At 33.5% G+C, this 24,051-nt stretch carries 14 protein-coding genes and 1 tRNA gene; 9 read left to right on the top strand and 6 right to left on the bottom strand.

All coding sequences use genetic code 11. The features are described from left to right. Window positions 1-50 precede the first annotated feature (50 nt). Together OM075_RS00200 and OM075_RS00205 are read right to left on the bottom strand one after the other, a co-directional pair. Window positions 51-2,333 (bottom strand): sodium-translocating pyrophosphatase, encoded by a 2,283-nt coding sequence (locus OM075_RS00200; protein ID WP_301188431.1) that lies wholly within the window; start codon window positions 2,331-2,333, stop codon window positions 51-53. Between the two features lie 299 nt (window positions 2,334-2,632). Next, window positions 2,633-4,672, bottom strand: a complete 2,040-nt coding sequence (locus OM075_RS00205; protein ID WP_301188432.1) for a BNR-4 repeat-containing protein — start codon at window positions 4,670-4,672, stop codon at window positions 2,633-2,635. A 113-nt stretch (window positions 4,673-4,785) separates the two neighbouring features. On the opposite strand from OM075_RS00205, the gene OM075_RS00210 reads away from it, so the two are divergent. Then, entirely contained in the window at window positions 4,786-5,457 is a 672-nt protein-coding gene (locus OM075_RS00210) for a DNA alkylation repair protein (RefSeq protein ID WP_301188433.1), read from the top strand. A 300-nt stretch (window positions 5,458-5,757) separates the two neighbouring features. On the opposite strand, the gene OM075_RS00215 is transcribed toward OM075_RS00210, so the two are convergent. The 3 genes from OM075_RS00215 to OM075_RS00225 all read right to left on the bottom strand — a co-directional run bounded on the left by OM075_RS00215 (window position 5,758) and on the right by OM075_RS00225 (window position 13,453). Continuing rightward, window positions 5,758-7,725, bottom strand: a complete 1,968-nt coding sequence (locus tag OM075_RS00215) for a beta-helix domain-containing protein (protein WP_301188434.1) — start codon at window positions 7,723-7,725, stop codon at window positions 5,758-5,760. 39 nt (window positions 7,726-7,764) lie between these two features. Continuing rightward, the gene (locus tag OM075_RS00220) at window positions 7,765-10,524 is read right to left on the bottom strand and encodes a TonB-dependent receptor (RefSeq protein WP_301188435.1); all 2,760 of its coding nucleotides are present in this window, start codon (window positions 10,522-10,524) and stop codon (window positions 7,765-7,767) included. A gap of 676 nt (window positions 10,525-11,200) precedes the next feature. After that, complete coding sequence (locus OM075_RS00225; protein ID WP_301188436.1) at window positions 11,201-13,453, bottom strand: inorganic phosphate transporter; 2,253 nt, start codon at window positions 13,451-13,453, stop codon at window positions 11,201-11,203. A 288-nt stretch (window positions 13,454-13,741) separates the two neighbouring features. Here OM075_RS00225 and OM075_RS00230 point away from each other — a divergent pair, with 288 nt between their 5' ends. From OM075_RS00230 to OM075_RS00240, 3 genes are all read left to right on the top strand, one after another. Next, window positions 13,742-14,773, top strand: coding sequence for a sensor histidine kinase (locus OM075_RS00230; RefSeq protein ID WP_301188437.1), 1,032 nt, complete (start codon window positions 13,742-13,744; stop codon window positions 14,771-14,773). 169 nt (window positions 14,774-14,942) lie between these two features. Further along, on the top strand, window positions 14,943-15,644 hold the full coding sequence (locus OM075_RS00235) for a response regulator transcription factor (RefSeq protein ID WP_301188438.1): 702 nt from the start codon (window positions 14,943-14,945) through the stop codon (window positions 15,642-15,644). Between the two features lie 155 nt (window positions 15,645-15,799). Then, window positions 15,800-16,219: an SPOR domain-containing protein gene (locus OM075_RS00240; protein WP_301188439.1), complete on the top strand. Its 420-nt coding sequence runs from the start codon at window positions 15,800-15,802 to the stop codon at window positions 16,217-16,219. Window positions 16,220-16,277: 58 nt separating this feature from the next. On the opposite strand, the gene OM075_RS00245 is transcribed toward OM075_RS00240, so the two are convergent. Next, a complete protein-coding gene (locus OM075_RS00245; RefSeq protein WP_301188440.1) occupies window positions 16,278-16,916 on the bottom strand; it encodes an HAD family hydrolase in 639 nt (212 codons plus the stop codon). 88 nt (window positions 16,917-17,004) lie between these two features. Here OM075_RS00245 and OM075_RS00250 point away from each other — a divergent pair. The 5 genes from OM075_RS00250 to OM075_RS00270 all read left to right on the top strand — a co-directional run bounded on the left by OM075_RS00250 (window position 17,005) and on the right by OM075_RS00270 (window position 24,041). Next, window positions 17,005-17,078 (top strand) — tRNA-Ile (locus tag OM075_RS00250). A 768-nt stretch (window positions 17,079-17,846) separates the two neighbouring features. Further along, entirely contained in the window at window positions 17,847-18,656 is an 810-nt protein-coding gene (locus OM075_RS00255) for a hypothetical protein (protein WP_301188441.1), read from the top strand. A gap of 91 nt (window positions 18,657-18,747) precedes the next feature. After that, window positions 18,748-21,519 (top strand): TonB-dependent receptor, encoded by a 2,772-nt coding sequence (locus OM075_RS00260; protein WP_301188442.1) that lies wholly within the window; start codon window positions 18,748-18,750, stop codon window positions 21,517-21,519. A gap of 76 nt (window positions 21,520-21,595) precedes the next feature. Beyond that, the gene (locus tag OM075_RS00265) at window positions 21,596-22,807 is read left to right on the top strand and encodes a DUF4249 domain-containing protein (protein ID WP_301188443.1); all 1,212 of its coding nucleotides are present in this window, start codon (window positions 21,596-21,598) and stop codon (window positions 22,805-22,807) included. A gap of 52 nt (window positions 22,808-22,859) precedes the next feature. After that, the gene (locus tag OM075_RS00270) at window positions 22,860-24,041 is read left to right on the top strand and encodes a DUF4249 domain-containing protein (protein WP_301188444.1); all 1,182 of its coding nucleotides are present in this window, start codon (window positions 22,860-22,862) and stop codon (window positions 24,039-24,041) included. The last annotated feature ends 10 nt before the right edge of the window (window positions 24,042-24,051 follow it).

Raw genomic sequence — 24,051 nt, forward strand, 5'->3', positions numbered from 1 at the left:
TTTCCGGGCCTTAAAGTAATTATTTTAGTTTTTCAAATACTACTTACCTATTAAAAAATAGCAAATGCAACTGTTAATCCACTCATAACAACACTTACCATAGTCATTAACTTAATAAGAATATTTAATGAAGGACCAGAAGTATCTTTGAATGGATCTCCTACAGTATCTCCAACAACTCCAGCTTTGTGAGCTTCACTACCTTTACCTCCGTAATTTCCTTTTTCGATATATTTTTTAGCATTATCCCATGCACCACCTGCATTATTTAAGAAGATAGCTAACGTAAATCCGGTTGTTAATCCACCCATTAACAATCCTACAACGCCTGCAACACCAAATACAATACCAACTACAATTGGAACAATAATAGCCAATAACGAAGGCAATAACATTTCACGTTGTGCACCTTTAGTAGAAATAGCAACACATTTTGCATACTCAGGCGTTCCTGTTCCTTCTAGGATACCCGGGATTTCTTTAAACTGACGACGAACTTCATCTACCATGGAACCTGCAGCACGGCCTACTGCTTTCATTGTCATTGCACAGAACACAAAAGCCATCATAGCACCAATAAAAAGTCCTGCTAAAAGCATTGGATTAAATAAGGACAGATCATAAAAAGCAGAGAAATCTCTAAGCGAAGCCTCTGAAATAATAACACCTTTTGCTCCCTCTGCAACACTTTGAGATGAATCCAGAACAAACTGAATTGAATTCTGAATTACCGTATCGCCATCAACTAAAGCTCTTTTCAACCAAATTTTAACTTCTTCCATGTATGCTGCCATTAAAGCCATGGCTGTTAAAGCTGCAGAACCAATTGCAAAACCTTTTCCTGTTGCTGCTGTTGTATTTCCAAGCATATCTAAAGCATCAGTTCTTTCTCTAACCTCTTTAGGTAATTCACTCATCTCAGCATTTCCTCCTGCATTATCAGCAATAGGACCAAAGGCATCAGTTGCTAAAGTAATACCTAAAGTAGATAACATACCCACTGCGGCAAAACCAATTCCATAAACACCTTCCGCAAAATTATCGAAGCCACCGGCAAAACCAAACGACCCAATAATACCTGCTACAATGGTTACCACAGGAACCCAGGTTGAATACATACCAACAGCAACACCATCAATAATCGTTGTTGCAGGACCTTGTTGAGCTTGTTTTGCAATACCTTTAGTTGGATTATAACCATCAGAAGTATAAAACTCTGTTGCCTGACCAATAATTACACCTGCTATTAATCCTGAAACCACAGAACCAAAAATACCCCACGAAATCCAATCAAAAGCAGCCATACCGGCAATAGCAGCCAGAATCAAAACAGAACTACCCCCTGTTCCGATCAATAATGAATTCAGAAGACTTTTTGCAGTAGCATCTTCCTTAGTACGTACCATAAATATTCCAACAATAGAAAGCACAATTCCTATTGCAGCAACTAACATAGGCGCAATTACTTTTCCTGATAACTCTTCACCATTACTGGCTGTTAAGGCGGCCCCTAAAGCAGCTGTAGCAAGGATAGAACCACAATAAGATTCATAAAGATCGGCTCCCATACCGGCAACATCACCCACATTATCACCCACATTATCTGCAATAGTAGCAGGATTACGAGGATCATCCTCAGGAATACCGGCTTCAACTTTTCCTACTAAATCAGCACCCACATCAGCTGCTTTGGTATAGATACCACCTCCAACACGAGCAAATAAGGCCTGGGTAGAAGCTCCCATACCAAATGTTAGCATAGTAGCCGTAACTTCCATTAGCTTTTGAGACTCATCCATTCCTGCATGAACAAAGTCAAGACCTAAAAAATGGAAACCATTAGCCATATGTTCTGCTGTATATACAAATTTGGTAAGAATGATATACCAAAGCGAAATGTCAAGTAAACCAAAACCTACCACAACAAGTCCCATCACAGCACCTGAGCGGAAAGCCACTTTAAGACCTTTATTTAATGATTCAGAAGCACCCTGAGTAGTACGGGCTGAGGCATAAGTGGCTGTTTTCATTCCAAGGAAACCACAAAGACCGGAAAAGAAACCACCCGTAAGAAATGCAATGGGGACAAATGGGTTTTGAACACCCATATAAGCCAGGATTGTTAGTATAACCAGGAGTATGACAAACACGATTCCTACTACCTTGTACTGACGAGTTAGATAAGCCATTGCTCCATCTCTGACATGTTGGGCAATTTCTTTCATTTTATCAGTTCCTTCTGAGTTTTTCATCATACTCTTAAAGAAAAACCATGCGAACACCAGAGCTGTAATAGAGGCAACCGGTATGATCCAAAATAATTGTGATACCATAATACGTAGATTAATTTGTTTGATTTATTGAGTTAAAATTCTGATTCTGAGATTTAAGGTCTTCTAATATAATAAATTTTCATCCTTATTAATCAGATATTTGAAATAAAATCATGTCAGAATTCAAGAACTCTCTACCTATTATTAAGTGCCCTGGTATAGATTATTTAAAGTAAATCAATCGCATGTTTAATCTCAAATCATTTGTACAAATCCTTATTGAACTTGAGTTAAAAGAAAATCCCCAACATTACAATTTGTAACATTGGGGATTTCTATATTACATAAATAGGTATTTCTTATTTTATCACCACCTTAATGGCCTTTTTATTTGAACGTGTTACAACATTTACAATTACTACACCCTTAGGAAAGCTGCTACAGTCAATTGTTACCATTGTAGAAAGAGCCTGAGAATGATAGATTTTCTTTCCGTTTAAGGTCCACACTTCAATTTGTGCATCATGCTCAACACCTTCTAATTTCAGAATTCCATTGACAACAGGATTCGGGTATGCTCTAAAATTATTGTAGTTAGTGTCACTTCCATTAGATGTATCATCTGAACCTAAGATAAATTCTGAGATTTTAATCCTGCGATCCGTAATCAGATTTTGACCTGTGATTGTTAATCGGGCATATCGGGCTTGTGTACTTTCAAATTCATCCGTATAATAGGCATTATTATCCGGATTTATTGTTCTGTCAACAATTGGTTCACCACTAAATTCTTTTGTTTTAGAAAGCTCTATAGTATAATTATATGATCTTCCTTCCTCAGGATATAACTTAGCTGAATTAAAATACTTTTCCTCACCATAATCAATCACAATAGATTTTGGAAAATAGGTGGATTCCCAACGAGAGGTACCTCCAATTTGTCCATCAATAGCTTTAATAGCCGGATACCCTTGTAACAATGCTGGCGCACTTACTATTTGAGGATAGATCTCTTCAATATCATTAAATGGTATTCCATAGGCCAGATCTCCGTTAAATTCATAAGGCATCTGATATACGTCTCCTTGCTTTGTTGAATAATAAAGATAACAGCGAGATAATGCGTCTGTGTTTCCATCAGACCATAAAGCATAAAAATCTTCATTACAATATAAAGGTCGGCGTGCGTACGAATGGTTTCTGGCACTATTGTTTGTAATATCTTTAGTCTTTTTCCATGTTGCACCCTGATCAGTACTTTCCCAAATAGCCATTTCACCGCCAGTTCCCCATTGCTGAGGTCCCATTTCTGTTGGAGCTAAAATACGATACATATCATCCTCTAAATATAAGCTACCCATATCGTAATTATGTATGGCATCAGTTATATGGGTAAATGACCACTCTGAACCAGTCCAACGTGCCAATCTCCATTCGCGCACCGGATTAGAAGGACCAGTCATATGTGTTGGGGAAGTAATATATAAGATAACCGGATTTCCATCCTTATCGTAATCCATATCTTTTAAATACACATTTAATCCCAACGCATTATAATCTTTTATTAAAGCAACAGAAGCTGCAGTTGTGGATGTTAAAGGAGTATTTAACTCTGTTCCATTAATCGTTGTCCATGTCTCACCCAAATCTGTACTTTGCATATAATACAAATTTGTTCTTTTATCCACACTTCCATCTTTGTGCCAGTTAAAGGCAGAACCTACAACATCATTTGTATTGGCAGAAACCTGATAATGCCCTCTGAAGGCAACTAAATGATTTTCTGCACTCCAGTGATACCCATCCGTGCTATGCTGTGAATACAATTCACGACCATCGTGATAATTTGTAAATAGAAAAACAAATCCTTTACCCTCAATATATTTTGGTTGCGGATAATTAAATGGCTTATTTAATACTTCTGTAAAGCTATCTATCTTGTATGGCTCATCACTTCTATAGATATATCCATTTCGTTCCCTGTATCTGCCACTTACAAAAATCCAGATATAACCATCCGAATCCATTTGAATAGTAGCATTATCATGAGCATCTACAACACCTGACTTGTCCATTAAAATTAATGGTTGTGCCAGTTGCTCTGTAGTATGATCAAAATAAGATACCATAATCAGCAGGTGATTTTCTGTATACTCGGTTGTTCCGGCATAAGTAAAAAATGTTTTATTGCACTCTGGTGAGTATATGGCAATTGGCAAATGTTTGGCGGTATAGGTTCCTAATCCTCCGGAGTATTTATCACCATAAGTACTAAATTGTCCCAGTCCGTACCAAAGACCTTTAAAACCGGTGCCATATCCTTGAGAAAAAGCAGTTAAAGTAAAAACTACACACAGCATTATAAGTGTGAGCCTTTTAAATAGTAGAGGTTTAAGCATAGTTGTTTATTTTGCATACAAAAGTAAATAATTTTCTTACTTTAAGGAGATGTAATGGTATTATCTTTATCACTACAGGAGTTTGTTTTATCATACTTTATTATAAAAACGATATGATTGAAAATTATATAATTACTCTGGAGACAGAATTTAAAAAACAAGGTAATCCTGAAAATGCATTCAATCAAAAGAAATACCTAAAAAATAAATTTGAGTTCTTTGGACTGACAACTCCACAACGAAGAGCCATACAGAAACCCTTTTTACAGAAAGAATACTTGCCATCAAAAGCTCAATATAAAAACATCATAATTGAATTATGGCAAAAACCAGAACGTGAATTTCAGCATTTTGCATTGGACTTGTCGTACAAGTACTTAAAACAAATAGAAGCAGATGATATTGAGTTATTTGAGTATATGATTCTGCATAAATCATGGTGGGATACTGTGGATGGAGTAGCTCCTAAACTAGTTGCTGAATATTTTAAAAAGTTCCCTGAGCAAAGAGATATATACACAACAAAATGGTTGAACTCAGGTAACATCTGGCTACAACGATCTACCCTTATTTTTCAGTTGTTTTATAAAGAAGATTTAGATACCATCTTTCTGGCAAAAGCTATTAATAAGCTATTAGGTTCAAAAGAGTTCTTTATTAATAAAGCGATAGGCTGGATATTACGACAATACAGTAAAACAAATCCGGTTTGGGTGGAGGAGTTTGTTGATAAAACAGCATTAAGCGGGTTAAGCAAACGAGAGGCATTAAGGTTAATTCAATAAATAATTCAATCAAGTGTTAAGAATGAACACAGGGGCACTAAGACACTGAGTTTTTTTTTAGAAGTTCATAATATCCACAAGGTTTTACCTCTGTGAACTTCTTTGTAATTTCATATTAATGGAGTTTAATTACTACTCTATTTCTAGCTTGTTTAATTTATATGAGTTATATATAAAATACGCTCTGTGCCTTTACTTCTCAGTCTTATTCTTTTTCTAACTATTGATTTTAAAAAGAATTAAAACCCCACACCGAATAACGATGTGGGGTTAACCTATTTAACTATTTCCAATTATTAATTATAAACCAGCAGAAGTCCAGTTCCAACCTGAAACATCAACCTGAGTTCCTGAATTATAAGCTGCATCAGTAGTTGCGGCAGATCCGTCAATAATAACATTTGTTAGTGGACCACCATCTTTCATATCGATGTTTTTAGTATAACCTTGTAAATAAAGATTAGTGATTGTAGCACCTGACTCAGCTTTAAATTGTAGTGCAGTACCTCCATTAGGCGCAGTACAAATAGCTGTTACATTAACAAATACAGGGTTATTATTCACTTTGTCTCCTTCAAATGCAGTAGAAAACCCATCTACCTCATGTAAAATGTATGTATTGGTGATTCCACCACTCCATCCTTCAGTCCAGTCAACAGCATCATCTTCGTTATCTTCAAGATAAACATTAGTTGCAGAAACAGTTCCACCAAAGAACTCAATACCATCATCAGAACCATTGATTACAGCAACATTCTCAATTGTTGTTCCTGATCCTACAGAATATAAAGAAACACCATTGTATTGTGACTCATCATTAATTTGAGCACCAGTTCCTTTGATTACAAGATATTGAATTTCACCAGAGTTATCCTCATCATCTTCTCCACCGTAAATAAATCCACCAACCTCAGCTGTTGAGTTTACACCAGCTGTAGTTGTAGCTTTACCACAAATAGTTAAACCACCCCAGTCTCCTGGAATTGCATTAACAGAAGACATTACAACAGGTGCAGTAGCAGTACCATTGATGTAAATTTTACCACCCATCATTACAGCGATATAAACATCAGTACCTCCGGCTTCAGCTGTTATTTTAGTACCTGCAGGAATCATTAATGAAGCTCCGTCTTCAACAATTAAAGAAGAAGTTAATGTATAAGCCACATCAGCATCTAAAGTAACTAAACCTGATACTGTTCCTGTCAGTTCACTTCCAGACCATACAGAAACCGTTTGTACTTCAGCTTTTGTCCATGCCCACGCAGAAGCATCAACAGTAGCTGGTGCATTATAACTTTTTGCAGGATCAGCAGTTTCTCCATCAATAATCACATTAGCTAAAGGACCATTGTCTTTCATATCAATAGTTACATCGTAACCACTTAAAGATAATCCTGTAATAGTAGCTCCTGATTCAGCTTTAAATTGTAAAGCGGTTCCTCCTACAGTAGAAACGGCAGTAAGGTTAATAATTTTAGGATCGTTATTGATTTTATCACCTTCAACAACAGTTGAAAATCCTGCAATAGTATGCTCAACATAAGCATTTGTTACAGTTCCGCTCCAACCTTCAGTCCAGTCAATAGCATCATCTTCGTTGTTTTGTAAAAATAAATTAGATACAGAAACAGTACCTCCAAAAAATTCAACACCATCATCAGAACCATTTATTACCGCAACATTTTCAACAATAGTAGCTGATCCTACAGCATAAAAAGAAACTCCATTATACTGTGACTCATCATTAATTTGAGCTCCAGTTCCTTTAATAACAAGGTTTTTAATAGAACCGGAACTATCATTATCATCAGAACCTCCATAAATAAAACCTCCTACTTCAGCTGTTGAGTTAGCACCAGCTGTAGTTGTAGCTCTACCACAAAGTGTTAATCCACCCCAATCACCAGGGTTAGCATTTGCAGAAGACATAACTACCGGATTAGATTCTGTACCTTGAATATCAATTTTACCGCCCATCATTACGGCAATATAAACATCAGTTCCACCATTATCAGCTAAAATACTTGTTCCCGCAGGAATAGTTAGAGTTGCACCATCTTCAACAATGAAAGAACCATTCAGGTGATAAGTTTGAGAAGCATCTAATGTATAATCTTCAGTAAGCTTACCTTCCATTGCTCCGGATTTTAAATCATTTAAAACAATTTCTAACTCCGGATCGATTTTATCATCGTCGTCGCAACTTGTAAAAACAGGCATTGCTAAAACGGCAAGACCTAAAACTTTTAATACTAACTTTTTCATTTTTGTAGTCAATTTTAAAATATAACGTTATTCTATTTATTAATTCAGATTTATACTAATTCCTAGTTTTACACTAATTCCTTTTTGATAGGATTGAACAACTTCTGTTCTGGTTTCTTCTGATTGAGGCTCGATACGTTGTTCTTGTTTTATCTTAGGATTTAAAAGATTCTTTCCTGATAATTTCAACGAAACCCTGTCAGACAGTTTTTTACTCAATACTAAATCGAGTGTAAAAAAGCCTTTTTCTATGATCTCATTATTAAATAAAGTTGAACTGTATGTGAAAGATTCTGGTGCTCCCAGAGCATATATTTTATCAGCAGAATAATTACCGGATAATGTGGCAACAAAACGTTTTTCTTTATTGCTATCGTACATTAAAGTACCATTAAAAATAAAGCCTGCAGCTCCTTGTAAATCACTCTCAGTTTTATTATTGTATTGAAATTCTTCTAATAAATCCTGGTTAAACCACATCTTGGTAGCATTAAAAACCATATTAACTCCGGGCATATCTGAGGCCTCAGGTTTTATAAGACTGAACCTGGTTTCAAACTCAATTCCATACACATCAGCGCGATCGCCGGTATTGGCAAAATAAAAATACCCTGATGATCCTCTGGTCATAGCCATATTTATAGGATCATTAATCATTTTATAAAACCCTGTAACAGAAACTAAATCTTTAGCATTAGGAAACAGTTCCCACTTTAAATCAAAGTTGTAGTTTTCGGAATTTTGCAATTCAGGATTACCTTTTGTTACGCGACCTGTTGGCGATACATATTCAAAAGGAGCAACCTCTTTAAATTCGGGTAGTGTAACAGTTTTACTTGCTGCAAATCGAAATGCACTTTTTTCTGTAAGTTGATATTTAAGATTTAATGAGGGTAAAATATTATTGTAATCATTAGATGCACTTCCTGTTCGTCCTACATAATTGTTTACGTCCCAGCTCACTTCTAACTGATCCAATTCGTATCTGACACCTACATTACCTGAAAATTTATTTCGCTCAAATCCTAAACTCAGGTAACCCCCATATACATTTAAAGTAGCATTGTATAAATCAGGTCTCCCTTCTCTAATCCTAAAATTAGAATTTGCGCCTTCGTAATAAGATAGATTTAAGAGTGTTTCATCGAGATTATCGATTGTTGAAACAGCAAACTCATCACCTTTAGCCCGAACTCCAATGGACAGTGAATTAAAGTCTCTTTCTTTTTTTCTATAGTTAGCACCAATATTAAGTTTTAACTTTTGCTGGTCTTCATCAATTATTTTAAATACGTTATTGACATAACCATTAAGCTCTGAATCTTCAATTTCCTGCAACGATTTTCTTTGCTGATAGTCACCAACATAAGCAAACTGAACCGTGCCGTCATCCATCATATTTACCTCATTTCTAATTCGGTTAGGTTCATCTGCATTAACGGTATTATACCCCAATGCCCATTTCAACTGATTTTTACTTCCTAACTGATGAGAGCCCATCAACTGGTTAATCCACATTCTTGTTTCCTTCAGGTTTTGATCTCTTACAACAGCACCATATTGACTTGGAAGTTGATCACGTACATATCCTTCTCCATTTCTACCAGCTTCATATAGCTCATCAACTGTTTTTAACACCAACAGGGTATTAAAACTAATGCGGTTTTTCGTGTTTAAATCATAGGAAAGATTTAACAAGCCGGTAGTATTAATCTTTGTTTCATAAGTTTGTGCATCGGTAAATGAACTCCCCTGTGCATTCATTCGGTATTTTTGATAAACGCCTTCTAAATATTCAGAAGACCCAGAATGCGATATGGTTGCAAAAACAGATAAATCCTTTTCATTTACCTTAAACTTTTTACCTGCCATTAAACTGGCATCGTAAGCTATTGGTAATTTTCTTGATTCAGTAGCCCAACTTTGGTTAGTGATGGCATCTAAAGTGTTGTATGGTCTGTTATATAAACCAAACTTAACATCGTTAATGTTCTGAGTTGATTTAAAATTATTAAACATACCATCCTGCAACACATTACTATTTACGCCTGAAGCCAAACCTATACTTATCTTTTCTGAAATCGTTTTTGATACCACATCAACATTACCAGAGGCCTGATCACCATAGTTCGTTACTGAATATGTTTTGCTTATTCCTACATTCTTAATAATGTCAGTTGAAAACATATTTAAGTCGATATTCTTTTTCTCCACATCATCGGAAGGAATTGGCAATCCATTCATTGTAGTCGATAAATATCTATCGCCCAATCCCCTGATATATATATCGCCGGAACCCTCACTTTTAGTAACACCCGAAATTTTTGAGGTAGCAGTAGCTGCATCAGATACTCCCATAGATGATAATTGTTTGGCTCCGATACTTTCTTTAATTACCTCTGCTTTCTTTTGATCCATTAATAAAATGGTTTCCGATTCGCGATTTGCCTTAGCTTTTACCTGAACCTCTTCAATATCCATGGTAGCATAGTTAAGCTGAACATCTAAAGCTGTTTCTTCACCGGTTTTAATCACTATATGGTTAAAAACCTGCGGGTCGTAAGAAATGTACTGAACTCTGATTGTGTAAGTACCTGCTTCTAAAGGAGGCATTGTATATTCTCCCATAAAGTCAGTAATTGTTCCTATTGTAGTTCCATCAACTACAACTGCAGCACCAACAAGTTCCTCTCCTGTTTTTTTGTCGGTAATTTTTCCTTTTAAAAATCCCTGTTGTGCAACGGTTGTTCCCAAACCAACAAATAACATCATTACAACAACAAAAAGCTTTTGTCTCATTTGATCCATTATTTTTCTAATTCATTCTTTACAATACCTCATTAATTTTCCTCCTGTGTGTGTTAGGGATCTTAATGAGCTTAGTGTTACTTTCATTAAATTTTCATGAGCAAAAGTATAGTGCAAACTTGTGCTGTTCGATAAGTAAACATTAAGGGTATATGAAGTATTTTTTGAATCAAAATAAACACCTAACTACTGATCTATTGGTAGTTATGAGATTTTTAAGAAAATTATGGAATGTTAATTATTTGGGGACTTAATAAACAATTAACCTGCGATTAACAATAATTATAGAGAGAACTAAAAGCTATTAATAAAATACAATGTATTTTATTATTTGTACTTATTTACATGAGAATAATTTGGATCATGCAGCCCTAATGGTATCCTATTTTTAAAGGCTGCCTTTATGATGAAACGAGCCACGAGAACGAATTCTCACACATGAAAATGATTGTTTTTTCGGCGAGTTCCATATGGAAAAAGAAAACAGATTTTAGACACATGAAAAAAACACGCTACATTTTAGAGAAAAACACGTGTGATTTTTCAAAAAACACACGTGTTTTTTAAAAAAAGACGCTTGTTTTTTACAGACATCTAAGCACTCGTTTTTTCACAAGTAATAAACAACGACCTATAAAATTAAATATCAATATATTAACTATGTATTTTATCGGGAATAGTTATAAAAATCGCGATGCGACTTTAGAAGATTTATGGTGTAAAGAACCAGGTTCTTTGATTCGGCATAGCACTCAAGCAAGAGAATGCTGGACCGCTTTCGGCTGCCACCCTCTAAAATACGTTTGATTTGTTTTTTACGAAGATCTTCAATCAAATCAACAATATATTTTTGTTTATCCACCATCTCAGGTACAGAGTCAAACTTACTTTCTTTTTCGATATGCACTAAAAAGTTAAAGAAACTGGTCATTTCTTCGAGTAATATTAATGCATCTTCTTTTTGTGAGTTTGATAATCCTTTGTGTTGGTTCTCTATATGATTATATACCGGAGTGGCAATCTGACGTAAAGTATTGGATAATTCTCCCAGATAATCCAGAGCCTGTACAAAATAATGTCCTGCATCAAAGGATTTTGTCCCCAAATTAGAGAAATTAGCAAACAGTTCTTCTTTGGTATTTCTGGCCACTTTACCCAAAAAATCTATTTTGTCGCAGGTTTCTTTTAATTGCTTAATATTTTCATCAACAAAACCCTGAATCAAAAGCATATATATTTTTGAAGTCTCAAGAATATGCTTTCTGATTTTTTCACTACCCAATTCTCTCACTGGGATGTTATCAATATTAGGTTGCTGATCTGATTCAATATTAAGCTCCTGTTGTTGCTGATAAATTTTCTTGTGATATTTTTTAGTATGGTATAATACAAATGCAGCTATTACTAATAAAATAACAATGGCATACATTTCAGCCCACCAAATAAATATGGCAAGTACAAAAGCTCCAATAAAAGCCATTATAGCAGTTATAAACCACCCTCCTAAAATTGAAAAAACACCGGATAATCTGAATACAGCACTCTCTCTTCCCCAAGCCTGATCAGCCAGCGAAGTACCCATTACAACCATAAATACAACAAAAGTTGTTGATAATGGAATGGTAAAGTAGGTACCTATAGCAACCAAAAAACTAGCTACTACAAGGTTAACACTAGCTCTAACCGTATCAAAATACATCCCTGCCTCATCATCAACATTTTCTTCGCTTCTTTCGTATCTTTTGCTAATACCATTAACAAATTTTGCTGGCAATACATTTATTAGTTTACTGTGGAAACTTAAAAAACGATGCACTACATATCTCGATAATTGTGATGGCTCAAATGATTCGTAACCGGAATCCTGTCTTCCCAAATGCATTTCAGTTTCTGTTACTGACCTCAGTTTACGAGATGTAAATAAGGTTATAATCATTATAACAGCTGAGAAAAGATAAACCAAATTATAGATTCCGGAATTATGCAGAACTCCCTGGTTCCAGATGTTCATTAAAAAAGAGGAAGAACTACTTTCTCCACTTTCCATAAAAGATCTCACACCTTCAATACCAGAAAGAGGAATGCCAATAAAATTAATTAAATCATTGGATGCAAAGGATAAAGCAATGGTAAATGTACCTGCAAAAACCACTACACGTGGTATATCAATTTTAAAAAAATACGATAATGTAATAAAGGTGATAAATGCCAGCGCGAAAACAAAAAACAGTACCAACGCTAAATTCATCTGAACAAATTCAGAAAACGAGCCTGAAATAATATTAGCAAAAGCAATATCCTTTTTTAATATCAAAAAACTTATTGCACTGATAGCTAGGGCTCCCGCTAACGAAAAAAGTAATTTAAACCTGTTTTTATATCTGAAAGTAAAAACCAATCTTGAAAAGAACTGGATTATGGCTCCGGAAAAGAAAGCAACCACAATACTTAAAACAATTCCAGCCAGAATAGTAACTGCACTATGCGTATTAATCAGATCACTGATTTTTAAAGCATCCGGATTTTCACCTCCAATAATTATTAGTCCCAGAGCTAAGGCTCCACCCAGTAACTCAAATACAATAGCAACCGTGGTTGAGGTAGGGTAACCAAATGTATTAAAAAGATCAATTAATATGATATCCGTAAACATTACTGCTACAAATATGATTAACAGCTGATCCAGGTAAAAAAACTCAGGATTAAAGATACCTTTACGAGCCACTTCCATCATACCCCCGCTAAACATACTTCCTATAATAATACCTGCAGCGGCAATCATATATATATATTTACGTTTAGCCACTTTTGAACCAATAGCTGAAATCAGAAAGTTGACTGCATCATTTGTAACTCCAACCACCAGGTCAATAATTCCCAATACTACTAAAGCAAATATGATTAAATATAAATAGTCCATTCACAAAATTATTTAATAACTAAAGTTTGCATATTTCACCCTATAATGAAGTATGCCTACATTATATTATTGTAAAGTTTTCGCTATTTTCAAAATCTCACATACCAACTACCACACAAATACTATACATTTGAGTCCGTCATTATTCATATAAGAGATCAAACAGTGTGTACCTTGAAAAAATAATGGCCGAAATATAGTATATTGCTCTACCGGGTGCAAATGTTTAATGCTATTATAATATTAAATTATCATTACCATACATAATAGAATAATATTCAATACCTTATGAAGAACATAACTTCAAAAAAGATCATAATTATATCAACCGGAATCTATTTCTTTTTAACGATTTCCTTTTTTCTGATCAATTATTTTGCCTCAGATATTATTACCTCATTACTCATAAGTATTCCTATTACAATAACTATTTATGGTATTTATTCAGGTATTTTCATCAACAGTTTTATTAAGTCAAAGGTAAAACCAATTTATAAAACCATCCATCACTTTAAACCTTCTTCTGACGAAATAACTGCTTCAAAAGAAAAAGATCCTTTTATAGAAGTAAATAAGGAAGTTGCAGACTGGATGAAAGGGAAAACAATGGAGATACAGCAATTAAAGCAGATGGAAAAATACCGCAAGGAGTTTCTTGGTAATGTATCGCATGAACTAAAAACTCCGGTATTCAATATACAAGGTTACATCTTAACCTTATTGGATGGTGGTATTGATGATCCGGATATTAACATGCTGTATTTAAACCGGACAGAAAAGAGTATAGACAGAATGATCTCCATTATTGAAGACCTGGAAGCAATATCTAAACTGGAGTCGGGAGAACTGGAAATAAATATTGAGGAATTTAACCTGTATCAATTAATAGATGACGTATATGACCTTCAGGAAATCAGAGCTCAGGAAAAAAATATTGAGTTAAAACTAAATAAAGAAGGGAATAAAAGCTTGATGGTAAAAGGAGATAAACAAAAGCTATTTCAGGTATTTAGTAATCTCGTTGTAAACTCCATAAATTATGGCCGAAAGGGTGGAAAAACAATGATCAGCACCTACGATATGGACAACAGATACCTTATAGAAGTAAAAGATAATGGTATTGGTATCAGTGGTAATGATTTGCCCCGAATCTTTGAAAGATTTTATCGTGCAGATAAAAGCCGCTCGCGTGAACAAGGTGGTACCGGTCTTGGTTTAGCTATTGTGAAGCATATTATTGAGGCACATAATCAAACCATTAATGTTACAAGTACCTATGGTAAAGGAACCAGCTTTACTGTAACGCTTGATAAAGCATGATATAAATTTATTATCGTGTCTTAACAATATGTTCACATAATAATAATGGTGTATATACATACAAAATAACCAATTATGTACCTTCACACCATAAAATTTATCTTCATAATTCGATAACACACAGGGAAAAAAATGAATTGTGAAGTAAACAATTCAAACGCTTTAAAAAATGATAGAAGCAAATAATTTTAAGATTTTGTTAGTAGATGACGAGCCGGATATTATTGAGTTCGTAGGATACAACCTGAAAAAGGAAGGATTTCAGGTATTAACATCAAGCAATGGAGTTGAAGCAATTTCAATTGCAAAAAAAGAACTTCCTCATTTAATTGTTTTGGATGTAATGATGCCTGAAATGGATGGTATTGAAACATGTGAGGAAATAAAAAGAATACCAGAACTAAAAAATACTATTGTAGCCTTTTTAACAGCCAGAGGTGAAGACTATTCTCAAATTGCTGGCTTTGATGCAGGGGCTGATGATTATATTTCAAAACCTATTAAGCCAAAGGTTTTAATTTCAAGAGTAAAAGCCCTACTTAAGCGCTACAAATCAGATAATGGTTCCTCTTCTGAGAAAAAATCGGACATTATTACAATAGGTGATTTAACTATTGACCGAGAAAAATACATTATTATCAGTAAAGGCACTGAACTTATTTTACCTAAAAAGGAATTTGAACTGTTAATGCTATTGGCTTCTAAACCAGATAAAGTATTTACCCGCGATGAAATTTATAATGCAGTTTGGGGAGATAGTATTATTGTTGGCGACAGAACCATTGATGTTCACGTAAGAAAAGTACGTGAAAAAATTGGCTCCAGTCACATTAAAACTATAAAAGGAGTTGGGTATAAGTTTGTTGAATAATTACTAAGCTCAAAAATACATTCAAAGCTGTCAGACAAAAAAGTGTTTGGCAGCTTTTTTTTATTCCCTTAACTTTGCATTAAAGGTGCGTTCGTCAACAAATCCTTTTTTATTAAAATATTATTTCTATTTTAGACAGATAATTTTGAACAGTCATGATAAAAAAGCTAATACCATTTTTATTAATATCCTTCATCTTCTTTTCTTGTGGAGACAAGAAGAAAAATGAAGTTAAACAAGTTAAAAGAGAAGTGGTTAAACCACCTGTAGAAATAAAAGATACAGTAGTACCACCACCTCCTCCACCGGAACCAGAAGTGGTTACTCCACCTGAAAACAAATTCTTTTTAATTGCAGGAAGCTTTTCCAGTCAACAAAATGCAGAGACTTTTAAAAATGAGTTGATACAGCAGGGATATGATTCAGAAGTGATTGTACGGAAAACTGGTAAAAATCAAGACTTCTATAAAGTTTCATACAAGGGTTTTTACGATAAAGATGAAGCTTTTAATGCATTAGCAATGGAACGAAAACAACCCAACAACGAAGATGTATGGTTGTTAATTAAGAAATAAAAACATAAGGAGCCAACAGTTGATTTTAGCTGTTGGCTTTTTTTATGCTCATTAAAATTTACTGGATTGTTTCCTTTAATAATTGATTCATTTGAGGAACCCATTGATCCGGATATTCCACCAACCACGATTCAATTCCTAGATTTCTTGCCGCTTCAACGTTAGCAACCGAATCATCTAAATAAAGCGTTTCTTCAGCCTTTATATCGGCATCTCTTAATACCGTTTCAAATATAATATCATTGGGTTTACTCATACCCATTTCATGGCTGTAATAGATCTTATCAAACAACTTATCCAACGAACCAACAATCGGAACCCGATAAGCACAAGAATCTATGTGCAGACTATTGGTATTACTTAATAAATAAACCTGATGGGTTTTTCGTAACTCCAATATGGTTGAAATTCTTTCTTCTTTATAATCTCCCAAAAGAGAATTCCATGCAGCAATTACATCATCTGTAGTTACTCCCTGCTTCATCTTTTGTAATAATTCAGCAGTAAACTCGTGTGGAGTAACTCTTCCCTCTTCAAAATCTTTAAAAATTGGTGTTTGATGATATATTTTTAAAAAATTTTCATCAATATAATAGCCTAACTCCTTAAAACGTTGAAAGGTGATATTCAGGTCAATATCAACAATTACATTACCCAAATCAAAGATTACACTCTTCTTATCTTTTAATTTTGTCATATTTTTTTCAATCCTCTATTTGATAAATTGATATAACTTATTATTTTTGCATCCGCAATATACAAAAGGATTTTTGTATAACAATGCCGGGCCTATAGCTCAGTTGGTTAGAGCACCTGACTCATAATCAGGGAGTCCCAGGTTCAAGCCCTGGTGGGCCCACAATACAAAGCCACTTTCAGTCAAGCTGTTAGTGGCTTTTTTTTTATAATAATTCTTTTGTATGCCCCAAGTATAAACATAGCCTTCATTGGTGCATTTATTAATTATATTATCAATTTAATATATGTGATAAAAGACAAAAGAAGATATCTGTCATACCTTGAGATATTAAAATGATATGAAAATAAAAATGCATCCATTCTTGAATACAACTTTAAGAACCTTACCTGTTGTTTTATTTTCATCTTTGCTTATTTACTACTTCGCCATTTATATTTAGATATATCAAAAGCTCTATAACAAAACACATTTATAACTCTTCTGATAGAGATCTGAAAATTTCAATAATACTCATAACATTATTATGTTTATATAAATGCAAATTACATAACCCATTTTATATTACATTACTTTATTATATAATCATTAGCTAATATTTAAATCTTATTATATTTTCTTATACTACAGAAATTATTTTTTCATATATAACTATATATCTGCACCCTACACCACACAACACTTTCAATAAAATCAATTATCACAAATACACTAAAAATTAAAATTTATCAAAAACGTTTATCGAAACAGCGGTTGCATATATCTTTTATTTATTATAATTTTAGTAGTTGTTAATTATTTTATTAAAATATACTAATACAATAAACCTTAAATTGCAACCTAACATGTTTCTACACCCCATAAAACCTACTCACTTTAAATACAATAATATAGTATCCCTAACATTATTAACATCCAAAGAAATATATAATGCTTAGTAAAAAGTCTTTTAATTTACCATTTCTCTATTTAAATAAATGGATATTAATTATACCAAATTACAGACAATCATTTTTAATAGTTACAGTTGCAATACATCTACTTGTGACTGGATCTACAGATGCTCAAGAACTCAGCTATACTAATAAAAAAGAATATTTTGAGTACAATAAATCAGCTTTACAAGATTCGCTAAAGCAGTTTGATATTAAACTTCCCTTTATGATAGGTAAACTTCATAAATCTACTGGTACTCAAACAAGACACCCCTATTACGATAATGATTGGACCGATGGGGAGATTACTTATAACAATCAAAAATTTCACGTTCAAAATTTAAGATATGATATTTTAGACGATAAGCTCATTTATCTTCTCAGTTCAACTGACTACAAAATTCACAGCATAGCTCTTGACGAAAATTTCATAAAAGAATTTAACATATTAAATAAGACTTTCAGGTATTACACAAACCTCACGTATAAGAATGGTAAAAAAATTTCAGATAGCTATTATGAAATAGTATATGATGGCACCATGAAATTTATGATACATAAATCTAAATATAAAGCCATTGTTACTGATTGGCCATATTACAATTACACAACTATAACAGAAATGTACTTAATGATTAACTCTATAGTATTTCCAATTAAAAACAAATCGGATCTGCTTAATCAGTTAACAGACAAGAAGAAAGAACTCAAAAAGTTCATCAGTACGAACCACCTGATAGTAAATAAAAACCAATATGAATCTACTACACAAATTTTAGAATATTATGAAAACAATAAGCCATAAAAACTCTACATCAGCTCTATACAAAAACAGTCACAAATCCAATATCTAATTTAAATCAACTTAGTTCATAAGGTATTCTAAGCACAAATCCATGAAAAACGCCCTGCTATCATTATTCATTTTCATCCTAATTCATCACTCTACAGCACAAAACAATAGCAAATTGGTTATTTCACCTATTCAAAATTCTGTCACGTTTAGTGAATTTGTAAATAATGCAGAACATAATCTAAATATTAAATTTTTCTACAAAGAAAATTGGGTTGATTCATTAATCATCATGAATTACCCGGATTCAACAGAACTATCAACAATACTTCACGATGCATTTATGCTTTCAAAATTAAGCTACATCATTGATGGTTCAAATATTATAATAACCAACGATAATAAATTACAAACTTCGCTTCCTGAAGACTTCTTTACGAATAAACCTGCTATTAACATTAAAACGAAAGGTACAGAAGCAACTAACAGTTCATTTATTAATAAACCTGAAAAGAAAGAAGTACAAATATCAAACAGCATCACTGTGATAGGGAACCCAAAAGTTATTTCATCTGAAAGTAATTGCTCAATATCAGGTAAAGTACTTAATCATGAAGATGGACAACCTGTTGTTGGAGCACAGATTTACATACAAAAACTAAATATTGGAACCATTACTGATCCATCAGGTTATTATGTATTAAATGTACCCGTAGGCAAAAGTGAACTCATGTTTAAGAGTATGGGTTTAAAAGATCTGTCACTACCGATTCATGTATACAGCAATGGATCATTAAATGTTAATATGGAAAAAAGTGACGTATTAATTAACGAAATAAAAGTTATTGCGGAGAATAACAATAATGTAAAGAACCTCAATATGGGTGTTCAGCAAATAAACATTGATAAAATAAAACAAATAACGGCTACTTTGGGAGAAGTAGATGTTTTAAAAACAGCATTACTCCTACCTGGAGTTCAAACCGTTGGTGAAGGATCGTCTGGTTTTAATGTTAGAGGAGGTAGTACTGATCAAAACTTAATATTGTTTGATGATATACCTATTTTTAACTCATCTCATTTATTTGGATTCTTTTCTGTATTTAATCCCGAAACTGTAAAGGACTTTAAATTATATAAAAGCGGAATTCCGGCTACTTATGGCGGTCGGGCATCATCTGTTTTTGATGTCGAAGCAAAACAAGGTAATCTGAAAAAATATGCTATAAGTGGAGGGATAAGTCCTGTAACAGGAAAACTTACACTGGAGGGGCCAATTATAAAAGACAAACTATCAGTAATTATTGGAGGAAGAAGCACTTATTCTGATTGGATTTTAAAACAAATTGATTCTCCTCAAACCAGAAAAAGCTCAGCTAATTTTTATGATATAAGCACCAAGATTTTATATCTCCTAAATGATAAAAATGAAATAAGCTTTACAGGATATTTATCCAGAGACAACTTTACGCTGAATTCGGATACTGCATATCATTATCAAAATAAATGTGCTGGTTTATTTTTCAAACACTATTTTTCTCCTACAGTGTACTCTAAAATATCGGGTATATATTCCAACTATCAATACAATATTACACGCGATGATGACCCGGAACTTGCATTCAATATGAAATACGATATTGATTACAAGTCGGTAAAATCGGAACTCCATTATTTTCCAAACTCCAAACACAATTTTATTGTAGGATCTGAAATTACCAGGTACGATATGACTCCTGGTAACATGACACCTCATTCGTCAGAATCAGACATTACTGAATTTAAATTACCCAAGGAACAAAGCATCGAAACAGGTTTGTTCCTTAGCAACGAATTTAAAATAAGCAACAGATTTTCTGCATACCTGGGAGTAAGACTTGCTAATTTTTTTATACTTGGACCGTATAAAGATTACGAATACAATCCATTAGTTCCTAAGCGTGTGGAGAGTAGAATGGACTCCACACAATATGCCAAGAATGAAATTGTTAAAACTTATGGTGAACCGGAAATAAGATTTTCATCGCGATACATACTGGGAGTAAACAATTCACTCAAATTTAGTTACAACAAGGTGCACCAGTTTGTACACATGATCTCTAATTCATCAGCCATTTCACCAACTGATGTTTGGAAAATTAGTGACCCTACAATAAAACCTCTAATAGGAGAACAATTTGCGTTAGGATATTACCACAACTTATTTACCAATACCATTGAAGCATCGGCTGAATTATATTACAAAAAAACCAGAAATCACCTGGATTATAAAAGTGGTGCAGAACTATTATTAAATCCTAATTTAGATGTTGCATTATTATCGGGAATAGGAAGAGCATACGGGTTAGAGCTTTTACTAAAAAAAGAAAAGGGAAAAATAAACGGATGGGTGTCCTACACCTATTCAAAGTCGGAATTAAAGATAGACAGCAAGTTTGCTGAGGATAGAATAAATGACGGCGAGTACTACCCTACTGACTACGACAAAACCCATGATTTTACAATTGTAGCTAACTATAAACACTCCCGAAGATATAGTATATCATCAACATTTACCTATAGCACGGGACGACCCATTTCTATGCCGGTTGCAAAATATAATTTTAGAAATAATCAACTTCTACATTATTCAAACAGAAATGAATATCGGATACCTGATTATTTAAGATGGGATATTTCATTAAACATCTACGAAAATTTAAAATCAAACAAAACAATAAGTAATTTCTGGTCAATTGGCATTTACAATGTAACAGGAAGACACAATGCTTATTCTGTATATTTTAAATCTACTGAGTCTAGAAAATTAAATGGATACCTACTTTCCGTATTTGCAAAACCGATTATTAATGTGTCATACAATGTTAGATTTTAATAAAAAATATAGTCTAAAGAGATCTTCAGGTAAAAGAGTTTTTTTTACAATGTGTGATATACAGCTAAGAAGCCCAATGTTAAGAAAAATCAACTATACTTTTATAATACTATGCTCTATTACGCTTGTTAACTGTGTATATAAATACGAACCTGACATTTCGAAATACGAAAATATTTTAGTTGTTGAAGCAGAATTATCCAACCTTCCTGGTCCCTATGAAGTAAAACTGTCACGAAGTTTTGGTTATGGTCAAAAAAACGGTAGCCCCGTTTGTGATGCCACGGTTAAATTTATGGATAAAACTGGTTTAGAAATCCCTTTGTTCGAAACCAATGAGGGTATTTATCAAACCATAGACAACTCTTTTCAGGGAATAGTTGGCAAAAGCTATAAGCTTCATATTGAAATAGATGATGAAATTTACGAATCGGATTTTGAAACTATTAAAGAACCAATTCCTATTGACAATATATATTGGGAATTTAAAAAAATAGATAATAACCGAGGAATAGATATTTTAATTGATGCTCATGACTCTAATAATAAAACCCATTTTTATGCCTGGGATTATGAAGAAACCTGGAAATTTCATGTCCCCTTTAACAATTATGACCTTTTTCCTGAATTGGAAGAATGTTATAAAAGTGATAGAAACACTAACTTTATTACTACATCTACAACAAACAGAAATAATGATATAGTAAAAGGACATTCACTAAAGTTCATTACAGAAGAAGACAACAGGCTCTATTTAAGATATACCATATTAGTTAAACAACATTCTTTATCTGAACCCACATATAAATATTTTAAAGACTTAAATGAACTAAACTACAACCAAGGTACTTTATTTGATCCTATACCTGGGCCATTATCGGGCAACATAGAAAATGTATCTGGTAACAATAAATTTGTATTAGGTTATTTCTTTGTAAGTGGAGCTACTGAAAAAAGAATTTTTATCGACAGGTCAGAGTTACCCCTAAACTATTATCCAACTAATGGCTTTAAAGAATGCAAACGCCATATATTCGAAATCCCTGCGGATGAGATTGGTAACAATAAAAGTGATGGTTTATTTCCGAATGAAAATGAATACAGACGTATAGAACCTAAAATAGATTCGCTCATAACACAAGAAAACTTTTTAATTTACAAAGAAATTATCCCTGCTCAATCTTTTCCTTTTTATATAGTGTATCTAGCCAAACCTGCGTGTTATACTTGTACTGCACACGGCACCAATGTAGTTCCTGACTTCTGGGTAGAAAAAGAAGATAACTAGAATAAACTATTAATGCGACAAAAAAAATCCTAATTAAGTAAAAATCCTTTAAATGAGATATTTAGTATATATTCCAATTTATTTAGTAGTTATCATACTTGCATCTTGTGTCTATAATTACGAACCAGATATTTCCAAATATGAAAATATTCTGGTGGTTGACGGAGAGTTAACAAACTTACCTGGTCCATACAAGGTGAAACTATCCCGAAGTTTAAACTATAATAGTAATGGAAGACCTGATAATCCTGTTTGTGATGCCCAAATAAAAATCATTGAAGATACTGGTTTAGAAATTCCATTATACGAAACTGATGACGGCGTTTACGAAACAATAGATATTGATTTCCAGGGGATTGTAGACAATAGTTACAAATTACAAATCATTCTTGATGGAGAAACCTACGAATCCGATTTTGAAACCATCAAAAATCCAATTCCGATAGATAGTATTTACTGGCAACTAACAACAAGGAATAACAATTTAGGAATTGACATATTGCTGGACACCCATGATATAAATAACAATACACACTTTTATGCCTGGGATTATGAAGAAACGTGGAAATTTCAAGTACCATATGCTATGCTTACAGAACATCCTGAACGGGAGATATGCTATAAAGATGTAAACAGCACGAAGTTTGATTTGACCTCTACAGCAAATAGAAATAATGATATCGTAAATGGGCATTCAATAAAATTCATTACAGAAGAAACCAACAGACTCTTTTTAAGATATACCATATTGGTTAAACAACATTCTTTATCTGAACCCGCCTATAAGTATTTTAAAGACATAAATGCACTAAATTACAACCAGGGCACTTTATTTGATCCTATACCTGGCCCATTAATGGGAAACGTAAAAAACTTATCGGATGACCAACGTATATTAGGTTATTTTTTGGTTTGCGGAACCTCTGAAAAAAGAATATTTATCGACAGAAATGATTTGCCTGAGAGTTATATTCCTTCATCTGGAAATGAAGATTGCAGGTTGTATACTTTTGAATACCCAAGTATGTCCAGGCCTTGGACTGAAAGATTATATAGGCTTTATCATCCCGAAGTTGATTCTCTTATGAATAAAGGCTATTCGATATTGAGCGAAAATACATATCCTGAATCCTATATAGTATTAATAACTCTTGCCAAAACACCTTGTTATAATTGCACGGCAAATGGCACTAATACTCCTCCTGAATTTTGGATTGAAAGAGAAGAAGACTAGAGTAAATATT

Source organism: Plebeiibacterium sediminum, assembly GCF_026013605.1.
GTDB classification, from domain to species: Bacteria; Bacteroidota; Bacteroidia; order Bacteroidales; family Marinilabiliaceae; genus Saccharicrinis; species Saccharicrinis sediminus.